Annotated in this window: 13 protein-coding genes and 1 tRNA gene; 6 read left to right on the forward strand and 8 right to left on the reverse strand. The window is 60.2% G+C overall.

Annotation, left to right across the window (positions count from 1 at the left end; translation table 11 throughout):
• The first annotated feature begins 33 nt into the window (after positions 1 to 33).
• The 3 genes from AC13RE_RS20230 to AC13RE_RS20240 all read left to right on the forward strand — a co-directional run bounded on the left by AC13RE_RS20230 (position 34) and on the right by AC13RE_RS20240 (position 2,758).
• The gene (locus AC13RE_RS20230; RefSeq protein ID WP_132720669.1) at positions 34 to 987 is read left to right on the forward strand and encodes an acetyl-CoA carboxylase carboxyltransferase subunit alpha; all 954 of its coding nucleotides are present in this window, start codon (positions 34 to 36) and stop codon (positions 985 to 987) included.
• A gap of 231 nt (positions 988 to 1,218) precedes the next feature.
• On the forward strand, positions 1,219 to 2,532 hold the full coding sequence (locus AC13RE_RS20235) for a L,D-transpeptidase family protein (protein ID WP_488564250.1): 1,314 nt from the start codon (positions 1,219 to 1,221) through the stop codon (positions 2,530 to 2,532).
• Positions 2,525 to 2,758 carry a sulfurtransferase TusA family protein gene (locus tag AC13RE_RS20240; RefSeq protein WP_488564251.1) on the forward strand — a complete coding sequence of 78 codons (234 nt, stop codon included), beginning with the start codon at positions 2,525 to 2,527 and terminating at the stop codon, positions 2,756 to 2,758. Before AC13RE_RS20235 ends, AC13RE_RS20240 begins: the two co-directional genes overlap by 8 nt.
• Before the next feature lie 29 nt (positions 2,759 to 2,787).
• Here AC13RE_RS20240 and AC13RE_RS20245 read toward each other — a convergent pair whose 3' ends face one another.
• Together AC13RE_RS20245 and AC13RE_RS20250 are read right to left on the reverse strand one after the other, a co-directional pair.
• Positions 2,788 to 3,990 (reverse strand): CobW family GTP-binding protein, encoded by a 1,203-nt coding sequence (locus AC13RE_RS20245; RefSeq protein WP_488564252.1) that lies wholly within the window; start codon positions 3,988 to 3,990, stop codon positions 2,788 to 2,790.
• A gap of 15 nt (positions 3,991 to 4,005) precedes the next feature.
• Positions 4,006 to 5,172, reverse strand: a complete 1,167-nt coding sequence (locus AC13RE_RS20250) for a D-alanyl-D-alanine carboxypeptidase family protein (RefSeq protein WP_488564253.1) — start codon at positions 5,170 to 5,172, stop codon at positions 4,006 to 4,008.
• Between the two features lie 195 nt (positions 5,173 to 5,367).
• On the opposite strand from AC13RE_RS20250, the gene AC13RE_RS20255 reads away from it, so the two are divergent.
• Both AC13RE_RS20255 and AC13RE_RS20260 read left to right on the forward strand, forming a co-directional pair.
• Positions 5,368 to 6,528, forward strand: coding sequence for a M20 aminoacylase family protein (locus AC13RE_RS20255; RefSeq protein WP_488564254.1), 1,161 nt, complete (start codon positions 5,368 to 5,370; stop codon positions 6,526 to 6,528).
• 122 nt (positions 6,529 to 6,650) lie between these two features.
• A tRNA-Arg gene (locus tag AC13RE_RS20260) sits at positions 6,651 to 6,727 on the forward strand.
• A gap of 218 nt (positions 6,728 to 6,945) precedes the next feature.
• Here AC13RE_RS20260 and AC13RE_RS20265 read toward each other — a convergent pair.
• Together AC13RE_RS20265 and AC13RE_RS20270 are read right to left on the reverse strand one after the other, a co-directional pair.
• Positions 6,946 to 7,314 carry a hypothetical protein gene (locus AC13RE_RS20265; RefSeq protein ID WP_488564255.1) on the reverse strand — a complete coding sequence of 123 codons (369 nt, stop codon included), beginning with the start codon at positions 7,312 to 7,314 and terminating at the stop codon, positions 6,946 to 6,948.
• A gap of 725 nt (positions 7,315 to 8,039) precedes the next feature.
• Complete coding sequence (locus AC13RE_RS20270) at positions 8,040 to 8,306, reverse strand: BON domain-containing protein (RefSeq protein WP_106999216.1); 267 nt, start codon at positions 8,304 to 8,306, stop codon at positions 8,040 to 8,042.
• Between the two features lie 198 nt (positions 8,307 to 8,504).
• Here AC13RE_RS20270 and dxr point away from each other — a divergent pair, with 198 nt between their 5' ends.
• Entirely contained in the window at positions 8,505 to 9,698 is a 1,194-nt protein-coding gene (dxr, locus tag AC13RE_RS20275; protein WP_488564256.1) for a 1-deoxy-D-xylulose-5-phosphate reductoisomerase, read from the forward strand.
• 112 nt (positions 9,699 to 9,810) lie between these two features.
• Here the strand turns inward: dxr and hemA are convergent, their stop codons facing one another.
• The 4 genes from hemA to AC13RE_RS20295 form a co-directional block, all read right to left on the reverse strand.
• Complete coding sequence (gene hemA, locus AC13RE_RS20280; protein ID WP_488564325.1) at positions 9,811 to 11,022, reverse strand: 5-aminolevulinate synthase; 1,212 nt, start codon at positions 11,020 to 11,022, stop codon at positions 9,811 to 9,813.
• A 219-nt stretch (positions 11,023 to 11,241) separates the two neighbouring features.
• On the reverse strand, positions 11,242 to 12,036 hold the full coding sequence (locus AC13RE_RS20285) for an FAD binding domain-containing protein (protein WP_488564257.1): 795 nt from the start codon (positions 12,034 to 12,036) through the stop codon (positions 11,242 to 11,244).
• A gap of 20 nt (positions 12,037 to 12,056) precedes the next feature.
• The gene (locus tag AC13RE_RS20290; protein WP_488564258.1) at positions 12,057 to 14,402 is read right to left on the reverse strand and encodes a xanthine dehydrogenase family protein molybdopterin-binding subunit; all 2,346 of its coding nucleotides are present in this window, start codon (positions 14,400 to 14,402) and stop codon (positions 12,057 to 12,059) included.
• Positions 14,403 to 14,483: 81 nt separating this feature from the next.
• Positions 14,484 to 14,972 carry a (2Fe-2S)-binding protein gene (locus AC13RE_RS20295; protein WP_112336411.1) on the reverse strand — a complete coding sequence of 163 codons (489 nt, stop codon included), beginning with the start codon at positions 14,970 to 14,972 and terminating at the stop codon, positions 14,484 to 14,486.
• Positions 14,973 to 15,144 lie beyond the last annotated feature (172 nt).

Here is a 15,144-nt window from a genome sequence, read left to right on the forward strand (position 1 = left end):
TCGTCACGGGCAAAAGGATCGGAAACGCACCTCATGCACAATTATCTGGACTTCGAAAAACCCATCTCGGATCTCGAAGGCAAGATTCACGAGCTCAAGAAACTGGCGAGCGAAGACGAAAGCATCGATACGTCCGAAGAAGTCGGACGGCTTGAAGGCCGCGTCCGCGAGGCGATGGTCGACATCTATTCCAAGCTTAACGCTTGGCAGAAGACACAGGTCGCCCGCCACCCGCAGCGCCCGCATTTCGTCGACTATGCCAGTACGCTGTTTACGGAATTCACGCCGCTGGCCGGCGATCGCCAATTTTCCGAGGATGCCGCCATCCAGGCAGGTTTTGCCCGCTTCCGCGGTCAGCCGGTCGCCCTCATCGGCCAGGAAAAAGGCAACGACACCAAGAGCCGTCTGAAGCATAATTTCGGCAGCGCCCGGCCGGAAGGCTACCGCAAGGCGATCCGTATCCTCGAAATGGCCGACCGCTTCCAATTGCCCGTCATCACCCTGGTCGATACGGCCGGCGCTTATCCGGGCGTCGGGGCAGAAGAACGCGGCCAAGCCGAAGCGATTGCGCGCTCGACCGAGATGTGTCTTGGCGTGAAGGTGCCGATCGTCTCCATCGTGATCGGTGAAGGCGGTTCGGGCGGTGCCATCGCGATTGCCGTGGGCAACCGCGTTTATATGCTCGAACATTCGATCTACAGCGTGATTTCGCCGGAAGGTGCGGCCTCGATCCTCTGGCGCGATTCAACGCGCGCGAAGGAAGCCGCCACCAATATGAAGATAACCGCCGATGATCTGAAAAGTCTCGGCGTGATCGACGGCATCATCTCCGAGCCCGTCGGCGGCGCGCATCGCGATCCGAACGCGGTGATAAGCGCGGCCGGCGAGACGATTGCGAACGCGCTTGCAGAGCTTTCCAGCCGTTCAGGTGAACAATTGCGCAACGACCGCCGCCAGAAATTCCTCAACATCGGCCGCAATCTCTAAGCTCTTTTCGGAAAAAGTGATCGCGAAAAACGGGAATGAGGCCAAACCTTGGCCACATTTCCGTTATCGAAGCTATTTATGGCAAAGAAAAGCTTGCCGACGCGCTGCGGGCACGTCATAGGCTGGTAAGGAATTTTCAAGTATAAGCCGTCTATGATTCCGTTTCATGCTTCGAGGGGAGTGGCGAAACAGATCGAGCTGCCACTCTTCGCATTTATGGACCAAGTCAGAATGCGCATTCGTCACCTTGCCTATGTTTCCCTAATGGCGCTGGCACTCGCCGGCTGCAACGACGCACTGGACACCGCGTCGATCGACCTGTCGAAGGTGAAGAACAAGGTCGAACAGCCGCTTCCGAGCCATATCCTCGCCGACATGGCAAAGAAGGGTATGGACCGCAACTCGCCGATCATGATCCGCATCTTCAAGGAAGAAGGCGTGATGGAGATCCTGAAGGCGAACCAGAGCAACCGCTTCGAAGTCATCGCCGATTACAAGATCTGCGCCTGGTCCGGCCGCCTCGGCCCGAAGGTGAAGGAAGGCGACCGGCAAGCGCCGGAAGGCTTCTATATGCTGACGCCGGCCAACCTGAACCCGAATTCGAAATACTACCTCGCGATCAACACCGGCTTCCCGAACCGCTACGATGCCGCCAATGGCCGCACCGGCAACAATTTGATGATCCATGGCGCCTGCTCGTCGTCTGGTTGCTATTCGATGACTGACCAGCAGGTGCTGGAAATCTATGCCTTTGCGCGCGACGCCTTCAAGGGCGGCCAGAAGGCCGTTCAGCTCGAAGCCTTCCCCTTCCGCATGACGGCGGAAAACATGTGGAAGCACCGCCTCAGCCCCAATATCGAATTCTGGAAGATGCTGAAGGTCGGCTACGACAATTTCGAAGTCACCAAGCGCCCGCCCGAGGTCGAGGTCTGCGAGAAGAAATACGTCTTCAACCAGCAGGCCAGCGGCCCCTTCAACGCCGGCGGCAAATGCCCTGTCATGACCACCCCGCCTGCTCTGCAGATGGCGCTTGCGACCTATGACAAGCAGTACCAGGCGGATTACGCCATGGCCTCCAAGAAATTCGACGGCATGGCCTGGTACGATCCGACTGAGGCAGAGCGCAAGGCCGTCGTCGCTAAGCAGCGCAAGGGCCATGATCTCGCCTACGCTCCCACAGGCACCGCCCTTGCCGCCGGCAAGATGATGAAGGTTGCCGACCTCGAATCGATGATGTCCAACCAGTCGGCGCAACAGATTGCGCGCGGCGGCACTGTTGCCAGCCCGACGGGCAATCCGACGACGGCAAGTATCCGGGTGGCGGCAGCAAGCCCTGCGGCAGGCGCCACGTTGGCGACCGCGCAGCAGCCCGCGGCCGGCCCGATCGTTGCTGCCAATGTTCCCGCGAACGTGCCGATCCCGGCGGCAAACCCGATGAACCCCGGCCTCAATGCGCTCGCCTACGCACCGAACCCCGCCGTCGAGACCGCACAGACCGAGGCCAAGAAGCCGCCTTTCTGGAAGTTCTGGGCGAAGAGTGAATAGCCGGGATACCGAGATCTACGATCTGCGCGGCCTGAAATGCCCCTATCCGGCGATCAAGACGGAAAAGCGCCTGCGCGCCATGGCAAGCGGCGCGACGTTGACCGTGGAAACCACGGATCCGCTTGCTGTCATCGACATTCCCCATCTCTGCAATGAAAAAGGCCATGCGCTTCTCGCAAGCGAGAAGACGGAAAGCGGCCATCGTTTCGTGATCCGCAAGGGGTGATCGGCTACATCGAGGCCATCAGCGTAAATCTAAAATTTCATCCCCGGCACGGCTAGCGGATTGTCCTCCAACGCCGCCCTATCAGGCGTATCGACGCGCGGCTTGCTGAGGAAGGCGTCGAACAGGCCCTTCACGAAATCCTCGGGCAGATCCTTGGTGATGATGACCATACGCGTGCGCCGGTCTTCAGGATCGGGCCAGGCCGGCAGCCGCACCGGCGGATGAAAGATGTTCTGGACGCCATGCAGCACGACGGGACGCTCCGGCCGGTCGGACACGGCGACGATCGCCTTCATGCGCAGAAGCTTCTCGCCATGCGCCGAACGAAGGAGATCGATGAACATTTCCAGCGCCGTAGGATCGATGGGCTGCGTCTCGACGATCGAGAAGGAGCGGATCGACCCGTCATGGCGGGTGACATCATGAGCGTGCTGATGCCGGTGGCCGTGATGGTGCGCATGATGGTGATGGTGGTGCCCATGATCGCCATGATGGTGGTCATGATCATGGTCGTGGTGATCGTGCTCATCATGGTGATGATGATCGTCGTCCGCCTCCAGCTCATCCTGCAGCCAGCGGCCGACATCGGCGATCTTAGATGCGGGATCGTAAAGACCGTTGACGAGAATGGCGGCGCGTCCCGCCTCGGCGCTGTCGGCATTCATGATCTGCGCCCGCGGATTGAGCGCCCTCAGCCGGCTCTCCAGCTGCGCCTCGGGCACAGCGCCGGCAATCCCGGTCTTGGAAACGATCAACCGGTCGGCAACCGCCACCTGCTTGCGCGCCTCTTCGTGATTGTCGAGCGTCTGCAGGCCATTGACCGCATCGACGACGGTGATGACACCATCGAGATCGAAATTGTTGGCGATGATCGGATTGCCCATGATCGACTGCATGACGGGAGCAGGATCGGCAAGGCCGGTCGTTTCGATGACGACGCGCTTCAGCGGCCGGATACGCCCGGTCTGCATGGCGTCCATGAGATTTGCCAGCGTATCCACCAGCTCGCCGCGCACCGTGCAGCATAGGCAGCCATCGGAAAGCTCGATGATGGAATCGCCGGAGCTTTCCACCAGCAGATGATCGATGCCGACATCGCCGAACTCATTGATGATGACGGCCGCGTCGCGCATGTCCTCGTCCTTGAGGATGCGGTTGAGCAGGGTCGATTTACCCGCACCGAGAAAACCGGTCAGGATGGCAACCGGTACTCTTTGCTGCGAAACGCTCATGATTCCTGTCCGATATTAGAAAGTGGGCCGCGGCACCGGGACCGGCACATTGGACGCGCCGCCGGAGATGGCGATCTTATTGTCCCTGGTCGCCTTGTCGCCTCTGGCCGTCGCATCGTCCTTGTCGCCCTTTACGGCCGTTGCGATGTCCTGGCCGCCGATCAGGCCGGCATAGACGAAATTGGGCTCATGATCCATTTCGTGGATATAAGGCGACTGTACCTTGGTACGGCCGAACGGATCGCGGGTTTCGCTGCGCGCCTGTGCGCCCTTGGCGCTGCAGATCTCAGCGGTGACATCGGCGACATCGGCCGCAAGCGGCGCGTCGGGTCTCAAGGTTGCGAGCGTGTCACGGGTAGACAGCTGGTTCTGGAAGCCCTTTTCCAGAAGATTGGCAGAATCGTCGGCACGCGCCGCCAGGCTGTCGGTGCCGAGGACGACCGAGATCAGCGTGCGGCCGTTGCGGGTTGCCGATGCGATCTGGTTGAAGCCGGCCGCGCAGATGAAACCGGTCTTCATGCCGTCGGCACCGTCGAAGCGGCCGATGAGCATATTGATGTTCGGCACCTGCTTGACGCCGTTGGTGAAGCCCTCGAGCGAGAAATAGCCGGCATATTGCGGAAACTCGCGGCGCAGCGCCACGCTGAGAATCGCAAGATCACGCGCCGTCGTAAATTGCCCCTTGCCGGGAAGACCGTTCGGATTGATGAAATGCGAGTCGCGCATGCCGAGGCGCGCGGCTTCCGCATTCATCCGCGCCACGAAGCCCTGCTGCGAGCCGCCGACGGTCTCGGCCACAGCCATGGCAAGATCGTTTGCCGATTTGACCAGCATCATCTTCAAGGCATTGTCGAGCGTCATCTTCTGGCCAGGCTTGAAGTACATCTTCGCCGGCGGCTGCGCGGCGGAGAGCTTCGACATGACGACAGGCGTATCAAGCTTGATCTGGCCGGACTGAAGCGCACGAAAGGTAACGTAAGTCGTCATCAGCTTGGTGAGCGAGGCAGGATACCAGCGGCGAAACGCCTCCTGCTGGTCGAGAACGCGGCCGGTGCTGACATCGACGAGAATATGCGGATTGGCTCCGGCCGTTTGCGCGGTCGACAGGAAAAGCATGGATGCTGCTGCGGCCATAGGAACGAGCCGCAGGGCGGCATACAAACGATTCTGCTTCGTCGGCACGATCTATCCTTCAGAAGTCCGGAATTTTCTCGAAAGCTTCGTCTATTTAACCTATATGGCTAGGAGAAGGCAAAGGCGATTGACGACTTTATTTCCCGATGGCACGCCGCAAGGGCCGCGATAAGCTGGCCAAGGCTGTGCCAAGGACCCGCAGGTTGAACCAGAATCGATATTGAGCAGCAGGAAAATCAGCATATGCCGATCTTGAACAGAGCCGCAGAACTCCAGGGCGAAGTGACCGAGTGGCGCCGCCATATCCATGCGCATCCCGAACTCCTCTATGCCGTTGAGAATACGGCCGCCTTCGTGGCCGAGAAGCTGCGTGCCTTCGGCGTCGACGAAGTGGTGACCGGCATCGGCCGCACCGGCGTCGTCGGCCTGATCCGCGGCAAGGGCGAAGGGCGCACGATCGGCCTGCGTGCCGACATGGACGCCCTGCCGCTGACCGAAATCACCGGCAAGCCCTATGCTTCCGAAACGCCTGGCAAGATGCATGCCTGCGGCCATGACGGGCACACCGCCATGCTGCTGGGTGCTGCGAAATATCTCGCCGAAAACCGCAATTTCAACGGCAACATCGCCGTCATCTTCCAGCCGGCAGAAGAAGGCGGCGCCGGCGGCGATGCCATGGTCAAGGACGGCATGATGGAGCGCTTCCAGATCGCCGAGGTCTATGGCATGCACAACATGCCGGGCCTACCCGTCGGCCACTTCGCCATCCGCAAGGGCGCGATCATGGCGGCGACGGATGAATTCACCGTCTCCATCAAGGGGCTCGGCGGCCACGCCGCCATGCCGCACAAGACGATCGACCCGATCGCCATCGGCGCGCAGATCGTCTCCAACCTGCAGCTCATCGCTTCGCGCAGCGCCAACCCGCTGAAATCGGTGGTCGTTTCCGTCACCAAGTTCAACGCCGGCAACGCGCATAACGTCATTCCGAACGATGCAAGCTTCGGCGGCACCGTGCGCACGCTTGACCCCGAAATGCGCGACCTTGCCGAACAGCGCTTCAAACAGATTGTGACAGGCATCGCGGCAAGCCACGGCGCGGAAGTCGAGATCGAATTCCACCGAAACTACCCGGTCACCTTCAACCATGCCGACGAGACCGAGCACGCGATTGCGGTGGCCGAGGAGATCGCAGGCGCGGGCAACGTCATCCCGAATATCGACCCGATGATGGGCGGCGAGGATTTCTCCTACATGCTGCTCGCCCGCCCCGGCGCCTTCATCTTCGTCGGCAACGGCGACAGCGCCGGCCTGCACAACCCGGCCTACGATTTCAACGACGAAGCCATCGCCCACGGCATTTCCTACTGGGTGCGCCTCGCCGAACAGCGCCTCAATGCCTGAGGCCTGACGATCACCCCGCGCAGCCTTCAAAGCCGCGCGGGGCGCACGCGTAAGACAGATTGTCTCCGCAACGCAAAAGGGCTTGGCTTCCGGCCTTTGCTTTTGTATGGATCATGCCGAGTGGTCTCGTAGCTCAGCAGGATAGAGCATCAGATTCCTAATCTGAGGGTCACGCGTTCGAATCGCGTCGAGATCACCACCTCTTTCAATGGGCTCGAATCGCAGTAATTTTGCGTCGCCTCGCTTCTATAGCTCGCTTTTTCTTTAGATCTTCGACAGCGCAAGTCGTCGTCTCAAATGCGTTCCCCATTTCATTCTCCCCCGCTCGTTTGCCGAAGCCCTTAGGCGAGCGCAAGCCTCAATTGCGTAAGGAGATGATGCGCACGGTTGTGAGTTATCAGTCTGAAATCAGGGACGCTACTTTGTGGTGCAGCGATACGCGCCTTTTATGCATTCGAAACCTATTGAGTAGCTGACGCAACCGCGAAAAATGAAATAGCTCTGTCTACCTGGCTCTTGGTATTTCATACAGTCTTTGACAGCGTCGGGGGTCACAAGATCCCAGTGGTTCTGCAACTGCCCTCTGGCGATGCCCTCCGAATACACGCATTTGGCCGTTTCGCGAGCCTGCTCGGATTTTACAAGCATCTTCGAGGTAAGATTCCGGCAAGATAGCAATGTATCCAAAACAGGAAATGGGGGAGCTTCGGCGGCGGCAGCGTTGCTGATGCCGGCGATGACGGCAACGGCTAGTGCTGACGCAACCATCATGCGAATCAGCTTCAATTTTGTCCCCCTGTGCTAACGAATTACCCGTATTAGACGCAGATCATCCGAATTTCCATCGCATTTCAAGAGCGCGAATTCTTGGTCGGCACAAGATGATTTTCCTGCTCCGCAGCGGACAGCAACCAAGCTGCCACATTTAGTTTAGAAGGGATCGTCAAACGCCAGCTAGCAGCTCAGCCAACAATTGAAAGAACGCCATGGGTGAATATGCAAACGGCCAGCTGACCGCGAGACCAACGAACCCTAGCGCAATGGCCGCTATCAGGCCGTGCTTTTGCCAGCCATAAGCGGCGCCGAAGCTTACGGCTGCCGTGATTATGACGAATGCCCAAACACACCGAAAGACGATGTTCAAAACCCGTGGCATGTCTGGTCCCTTAGCGTCTGCGGCCTATGAAAACCATTGCGAATAAGAGTGGCAGCGTCGAAAGTGCGACTACTCGTTGTTTCGAATGCATTTCGAAATGGGCGCGCCGCTTCATGGTTGCAAGGGCGTAATCCAAGCGCGTATCAATTTTTCAATTTGACGGGATATAGCCCTAGCGTAAAAAAGCCTTGAGGAAGGACGCCTTCCGGTCTTAGCTAGACGGTTACGCCTATTGCGGCTGATGGGGCGCTAGCCAAGGTTGCAGCCATAATGAGCTTTTCATGCATCTTCCTCAAAATGGAACGCGCGTCGGATCCCTACCGGACGCAGGAGGAACGATGATTGAGGCTTGTGCTCACCCCACAGCGATCCTGTTCCTCACCAACCGCACGCCAGGAATGGATTCCGCGACGGCGGTTGCCCGCTTCACCTCCTGATAGGTCGCGACCGAACCGTGCAGGCGGATTTCCTGGCCTGCCGCGATCACGCTAACATCGGAAGCATCGATTCCGCCAGCAACGGCGAGCGCGTTGGCAACGGCGGATTCCAGCGCCGAGCGTCTGGCCTGCTCGTTTTCCAGATAGAGCTCCATGCCGTGAAACGTTGCCGCCTTGAAAACCATTCGTCACCCTCCGCACTCAGGTGGTCGGAAAACGCAGCAGTTTGCATTTGGTTCAATGGAGATTGAAAAAAAATATGACTAATTGCACGTTCGCTTTTCGCGTGCGCCGCCAGCAGTGCGGTTGCATGGCTCCGGACTTGCCGCTCCCGACAATCCCCTGTAGAGCCATGGGAAGCAGCAGCAAATGCGGATACCTGAATGAACACCGCCAGCAAGGCGCGCCGGCGCCTGACGATATTGGGTTCGACCGGCTCCATCGGCCAGAATACGCTCGACGTCATCGCCCAGCTTGGCGGACGAGACGCCTTCGATATCGCCGCCATCACCGGGCATGACAATATCGAGCTGTTGGCCGAGCAGGCCAGGGCCTGCGGCGCCGCTTTTGCGGTGACGGCCAAGGAAGAGCGCTATCAGGATTTGAAGGATGCGCTTGCAGGCACCGGCATTGCCGTCGGCGCCGGCAAGAATGCCTTGATCGAGGCTGCCTCGATGCCCTCGGACTGGGCGATGGCGGCGATCGTCGGCACCGCCGGTCTTGCGCCGACGCTGGCAGCCGCGCGCCGTGGCGCCGATATCGCGCTTGCCAACAAGGAATGTCTCGTCTCCGCCGGCGATCTCTTCGTGCGCGCCGTTACTGAGGGCGGCGGCCGGCTGATCCCCGTCGACAGCGAACACAGCGCCATTTTCCAGGCATTGGAAGACGACCAGCAGCATGCGGTCGAACGCATTATCCTGACCGCGTCCGGCGGCCCCTTCCGCACCTGGACGCGAGAACAGATGGCCAATGTCACGCCGGCGATCGCGCGCGCCCATCCCAACTGGTCGATGGGCTTCAAGATCTCGATCGGCAGCGCCTCCATGTTCAACAAGGCGCTGGAGATGATCGAGGCCAAGCACCTGTTCAACGTGCGCCCCGATCAGATCGAAGTCGTGGTTCACCCGCAATCCGTCATTCACTCGATGGTCGGCTACACGGATGGCTCCATTCTGGCGCAGCTCGGCTGTCCCGACATGCGCACGGCCATCGGCTATGCGCTGACCTACCCCGCCCGCACCAAGCTCAGCGTCGATCGGCTGGATTTCGCCAAGCTCGCCCGGCTCGATTTCGAGGCGCCGGACGAGGTTCGCTTCCCGGCACTGCGCCTTGCCCGCACCGCGCTGGAACGCGGCGGCCTTCAGGGCGCGATCATGAATGCGGCCGAGGAGATCGCCTTCCACGCCTTCGTGGATGGCCGCATCGGCTTCCTCGAAATGGCCGATATTGCCGAAGCCATCATGGACGAGATGATCGCAACCGGCAGCGCAGATACCATGGATGCCGTCTTTGCCGCCGACGCGGAAGCACGCAGCCGCGCCGCCGTGCTCGTCGCCCAGCGGGAAAAGGCTGCGTAAAACGTAAGTATAAACTTACATCATTGAGCGGCTTGACAGCAAGTCTGACTCAGCAGCTGTTCGATTCTTGGCATAAGGCCATAATGGCGTGGCCGGAAGCGGAAGCCGTCTCTTACGCAACGGCCCTTGCGAGCGCACAGCGAGACCAAAGCGCGTGCAGCGCACCGACCAGCTGCTCGATATCACCATCCGAATGCAGCGGCGTCGGCGTAATGCGCAGGCGCTCGGTCTTCTTCGGCACGGTCGGATAATTGATCGGCTGAACGTAGACGCCGGCATCGAGCAGCAGGTCGGAAATCCACTTGCACTTGGCCGCGTCGCCGACCATGACCGGCACGACATGGCTCGGGTTCGGCATATGCGGAATGCCTGATGCATCGAGCTGCGCACGCAGCTTGCGCACACGATCCTGATGCCGCATGCGTTCGAACTGGCTGACCTTCAGATGCTGGATCGAGGCGACGGCACCCGCGGCCAGAGCCGGCGGCAGCGACGTCGTGAAGATGAAGCCTGACGCAAACGACCGGATGAAATCGCAGAGCGCAGTGGAAGCAGCGATATAACCGCCCATGACGCCGAATGCCTTGCCGAGCGTGCCTTCGATGACGGTCAGGCGATCCATCAATCCCTCACGTTCGGCAATGCCGCCGCCGCGCGGGCCGTACATGCCGACGGCATGCACTTCGTCGAGATAGGTCATCGCGCCATACTTGTCGGCGAGATCGCAGATCTCCTTGATGGGGGCGATATCGCCATCCATGGAATAGACGCTCTCGAACGCGATCAGTTTCGGCGCCTTCGGATCGGCAGCCTTCAGCTTGGCTTCAAGATCGTGCAGGTCGTTGTGCTTCCAGATGACCTTGTCGCACTTCGCATAGCGAATGCCTTCGATCATCGATGCGTGGTTGAGCGCATCCGAGAAGATGATGAGGCCGGGAATGCGCGCGCCGAGCGTGCCGAGCGTCGCCCAGTTGGAGATGTAGCCCGAGGTGAAAATCAGCGCGGATTCCTTGCCGTGGAGATCGGCAAGCTCCTGCTCGAGCAGAACATGGTAGTGGTTGGTGCCAGAAATATTCCGGGTGCCTCCCGCACCCGCGCCACAGTGATCGATCGCTTGCTTCATCGCCTCGATCACTTTTGGATGCTGGCCCATGCCGAGATAGTCGTTGGAGCACCAGACGGTCACTTCCTGCGGGCCGTTCGGGGTATGCCTGATAGCGCGGGGGAAATTGCCACTGCGGCGTTCCAGATCTGCGAAGATCCGGTAGCGGCCTTCATTGTGAAGACCTTCCAGCTCGCCCTTAAAAAATGCTTCGAAATCCATCATATGCTCCAGTACCGTGCGACCGTTTTCGAGAATGCCGGATCACACGTCAACCCCTCCGCATTGCTTTCGCGCCCGCTGCGGCAAATGGCCCCTAATTTTGAACAATTCCAGACAAGAATAGCCAATCACATCAATTTGACAATCGGAACCATGCTGGAAACACTCTCTCCGGAGCGGAGGGTAAACTCCGCCGCTCCGGGCTTGTTCATGGCGAATCTAAGCGGCAGCCACGGCGCGCTTGGCCATGACCTTAACCAGGTTGGCGCGATATTCCGCTGTTGCATGCAGGTCGGAAAGCAACGATGACGGATCGACCGTTACGCCCGTAACAGCGTCCGGCAGCCAGTTCACCGCAAGCGCCTGCTCCAGTTCGGCATGGCGGAACACGCCGTCCGCACCGGCACCGGTGACGGCAACGCGCACCCCACCTGCCCCCTTGACGACGAAGACACCCGTCATCGCATAGCGTGAGGCGGGGTTGGGGAACTTGGCATAGCCCGCCCGCTCCGGAGCGTCGAAGGCGATGGAGGTAATGAGCTCCGCCCCTTCCAGCGCCGTCTCGAACAGACCCTGAAAGAAGTCGTCGGCCGCGATCTGGCGCCGGTCGGTGACGATGGTGGCGTTCAGTGCCAACATCGCCGAGGGGTAATCCGCCGCCGGATCATTGTTGGCGATGGAGCCGCCGATCGTCCCCATATGCCGGACATGCGGATCGCCGATCATGCCGGCAAGGTCGCAGAGCGCCGGACAGACCGCGCGGATGGCGGCAGAGGAGGCAACCTCCGCATGGGTGGTCGCCGCGCCGATCGTGACCCTGCGGCCATCGACGCGGATCCCCTTGATCGAAGGGATATGCCTGAGATCGACGAGATCGCTCGGCGATGCCAGACGCTGCTTCATGGTGGCGATCAGCGTCATACCGCCGGAGACATATTTGCCTTCATCGGTATTGGACAGAAGCTTGACGGCTTCGTCGACCGAGGAGGCGCGATGGTAATTCGTTGCATACATAGTCCTATCCTCCTCTCGTTTCAGGCCGTGGCCTGCGCCGCTTCCCACACCTTGAGCGGGGTCGCCGGCATGTTCAGCCTGTTGTTGCCGATGGCATCGGTAATGGCGTTGATCAGCGCCGGCGGCGAGCCGATGGCGCCCGCCTCGCCGCATCCCTTGATCCCTAGGGGATTGTTCGGACACGGCGTGTTCTGATGCGAAAGCTGGAAGGACGGCAGATCATCGGCGCGCGGCATGGTGTAGTCCATGAAGCTCGCGGTCAGCAGCTGGCCGCTCTCGTCATAATGCACGCCCTCGAGCAGCGCCTGGCCGATGCCCTGCGCGATGCCGCCATGCACCTGTCCCTCGACGATCATCGGATTGATGATATTGCCGAAGTCGTCGGCCGCGACGAACTGCACGATCTCCGTCTTGCCCGTTTCCGGGTCCACCTCGACCTCGCAGATGTAGCAGCCTGCCGGGAAGGTGAAGTTCGCCGGATCGTAAAAGGCGGTTTCCTTGAGGCCCGGCTCCATGCCGGCGGGCAGATTGTGCGCGGTATAGGAGGCGAGCGCCACCTGGAACCAGGGCAGCGTCTTGTCGGTGCCCGCGACCTTCAACTCGCCGTTCTCGATGACGATATCGCTTTCGTCGGCCTCCATCAGGTGAGCGGCGATCTTCTTTGCCTTCGCCTCCACCTTGTCGAGCGCCTTGACGACGGCGGACATGCCGACGGCGCCCGAGCGGGAACCATAGGTACCCATGCCCATCTGCACCTTGTCGGTATCGCCATGGACGATGGAGACGCTATCGATCGGCACACCGAGGCGATCGGCGACCAATTGCGCAAACGTCGTCTCATGCCCCTGCCCATGGCTGTGCGATCCGGTGAGCACCTCGATGGTTCCGACCGCATTGACCCGCACCTCGGCCGATTCCCAGAGGCCGACGCCTGCCCCGAGCGATCCCACCGCCTGCGAGGGCGCGATGCCGCAAGCTTCGATGTAGCAGCTCATGCCGATGCCGCGCTTCATGCCGCGACGGGCGGCTTCCGCCTTGCGGGCCGGAAAGCCGGCCCAATCAGCCTGCTGCATGGCCGCATTGAGCGAAGCCTCATAATCGCCGGCGTCATAATTCATGATCACGGGCGTCTGGTAGGGGAACGAGCGTATGAAGTTGATCCGCCGGAGTTCCGCCGGCGAGACGCCGAGTTCGCGCGCCGCCGTTTCCACCGTGCGCTCCAGCAGATAGGTCGCCTCCGGCCGCCCTGCCCCGCGATAGGCATCGACGGGCACGGTATTGGTATAAACCGTGCGGACATTGGCGTGGATCGCCGGAATGGCATATTGCCCCGACAGCAGCGTCGCATAGAGATAGGTCGGCACCGCCGAGGAAAAGAGCGACATATAGGCGCCGAGATTGGCGATCGTGTCGACCTTCAGGGCAGTCATGCGATTTTGCGCATCGAAGGCCATCTTGACCTTGGAAACATGGTCGCGGCCATGCGCATCGGTGAGGAAGGCTTCCGTGCGGTCGGCCGTCCATTTCACAGGCACGCCGGTCTTCTTCGACGCCCAGAGACAGACGATCTCTTCCGGATAGATATAGATCTTCGAGCCGAAGCCGCCCCCGACATCCGGCGCGATGACGCGCAGCTTGTTTTCCGGCGCGACATTATAGAAGGCGCTCATGACGAGCCGGGCCACATGCGGGTTCTGGCTTGTGGTGTAGCAGGTATAATGGTCCTCGGCCGCATCGTAGATGCCGAGCGTGGCGCGCGGCTCCATGGCATTCGGCGAAAGCCTGTTGTTGTAGATCTCGATTTCCGTGACATGGGCTGCCTCGGCGATTGCCTTGTCGGTCGCTGCCGCGTCGCCAAGCTCCCAGTCGAAAATCAGGTTGTTTGCCGCCTCCGGATGGATCTGCGGTGCGCCGGCTTTCAGCGCGTCAACCGCCTCGACGACGGCAGGCAGCTCCTCATAATCGACCGCTACGGCTTCAGCCGCATCGCGTGCCTCGCCAAGACTGTCGGCAACGACGATCGCGACGGCATCACCGACATAGCGCACGGTATCGACCGCCAGCGGCCGCCAGGCGCCCATCTTCATCGGCGAGCCGTCGCGGGAATGGATCATCCAGCCGCAGATCAGATTGCCGATGCCATCATCAAGCAATTGCTTGCCATCAAGTACCCCGATCACGCCTGGCATGGAAAGAGCCGCCGACGCATCGATGCTCTTGATCTTCGCATGTGCATGCGGGCTGCGAACGAAATAGGCATATTTCATTCCCGGCGTCACCATGTCGTCGGTGTAGCGCCCCTTGCCCGTCAGAAATCGCTTGTCTTCCTTGCGCGCCACGCGCGCACCAATGCCTTCAACGCCCATCACATCCTCCATTGGGGTTCCGGGCCCGGCAATCCGCCAAGATCACAGTCCAGGCGTTTAGCCAGACGATCTCGGTGGAATTTATTCAGCCGCCTGCTGGGCGGCGTTCATTGCGGCATTGGCTGAAAGCACCGCCTTGACGATGTTGTGATAGCCGGTGCATCGACAGATATTGCCTTCGAGCTCGCTGCGCACCGTCTTCTCGTCCAGCTTGCCGCCATGGCGGTTGATCATGTCGACCGATGCCATCACCATGCCCGGCGTGCAGAAGCCGCATTGCAGGCCATGATGCTCCTTGAAGGCGGCCTGAACCGGATGCAGCTCGCCATTGGCGGCGAGACCCTCGATGGTTGTGATCTTGGAGCCGGAAGCCTGAACGGCCAGGATCGAACAGCTCTTCACCGACTTGCCATCCATATGGATGACACAGGCACCGCACTGGCTGGTATCGCAGCCGACATGGGTTCCGGTCAGGCCGAGTTTTTCCCTGATGAAATGGACAAGCAGCGTGCGATCCTCGCACTCGCCGCTGACCGAACGGCCGTTCACCGTCAAAGTCACTTTTGCCATATTTTCCTCCTCGCCTCTCCTCCAGAGGCAAGGAGCATCATTTGACTTTTTCGCAATCCAATCAACCTCTACTTTAGAGAGGGAGCGGATTTTCTGCTCTTTGCGGACGGTTTTACTCTCCAGACGCGAGACCGCCTTTGTTCAGCATGAAAAAAACTACGACGTACCAATA

The organism is Martinezella sp. CNPSo 3959, from assembly GCF_057784355.1.

Excerpts from the sequence above, each read along its gene's own strand:
- AC13RE_RS20230 (WP_132720669.1), top strand. The coding sequence starts at position 34 with ATGCACAATTATCTGGACTTCGAAAAACCCATCTCGGATCTCGAAGGC.
- AC13RE_RS20235 (WP_488564250.1), top strand. The coding sequence starts at position 1,219 with ATGCGCATTCGTCACCTTGCCTATGTTTCCCTAATGGCGCTGGCACTC.
- AC13RE_RS20245 (WP_488564252.1), bottom strand. The coding sequence starts at position 3,990 with ATGAGCGTTTCGCAGCAAAGAGTACCGGTTGCCATCCTGACCGGTTTT.
- AC13RE_RS20255 (WP_488564254.1), top strand. The coding sequence starts at position 5,368 with ATGCCGATCTTGAACAGAGCCGCAGAACTCCAGGGCGAAGTGACCGAG.
- AC13RE_RS20270 (WP_106999216.1), bottom strand. The coding sequence starts at position 8,306 with ATGGTTTTCAAGGCGGCAACGTTTCACGGCATGGAGCTCTATCTGGAA.
- dxr (WP_488564256.1), top strand. The coding sequence starts at position 8,505 with ATGAACACCGCCAGCAAGGCGCGCCGGCGCCTGACGATATTGGGTTCG.
- hemA (WP_488564325.1), bottom strand. The coding sequence starts at position 11,022 with ATGGATTTCGAAGCATTTTTTAAGGGCGAGCTGGAAGGTCTTCACAAT.
- AC13RE_RS20285 (WP_488564257.1), bottom strand. The coding sequence starts at position 12,036 with ATGTATGCAACGAATTACCATCGCGCCTCCTCGGTCGACGAAGCCGTC.
- AC13RE_RS20290 (WP_488564258.1), bottom strand. The coding sequence starts at position 14,402 with ATGGGCGTTGAAGGCATTGGTGCGCGCGTGGCGCGCAAGGAAGACAAG.
- AC13RE_RS20295 (WP_112336411.1), bottom strand. The coding sequence starts at position 14,972 with ATGGCAAAAGTGACTTTGACGGTGAACGGCCGTTCGGTCAGCGGCGAG.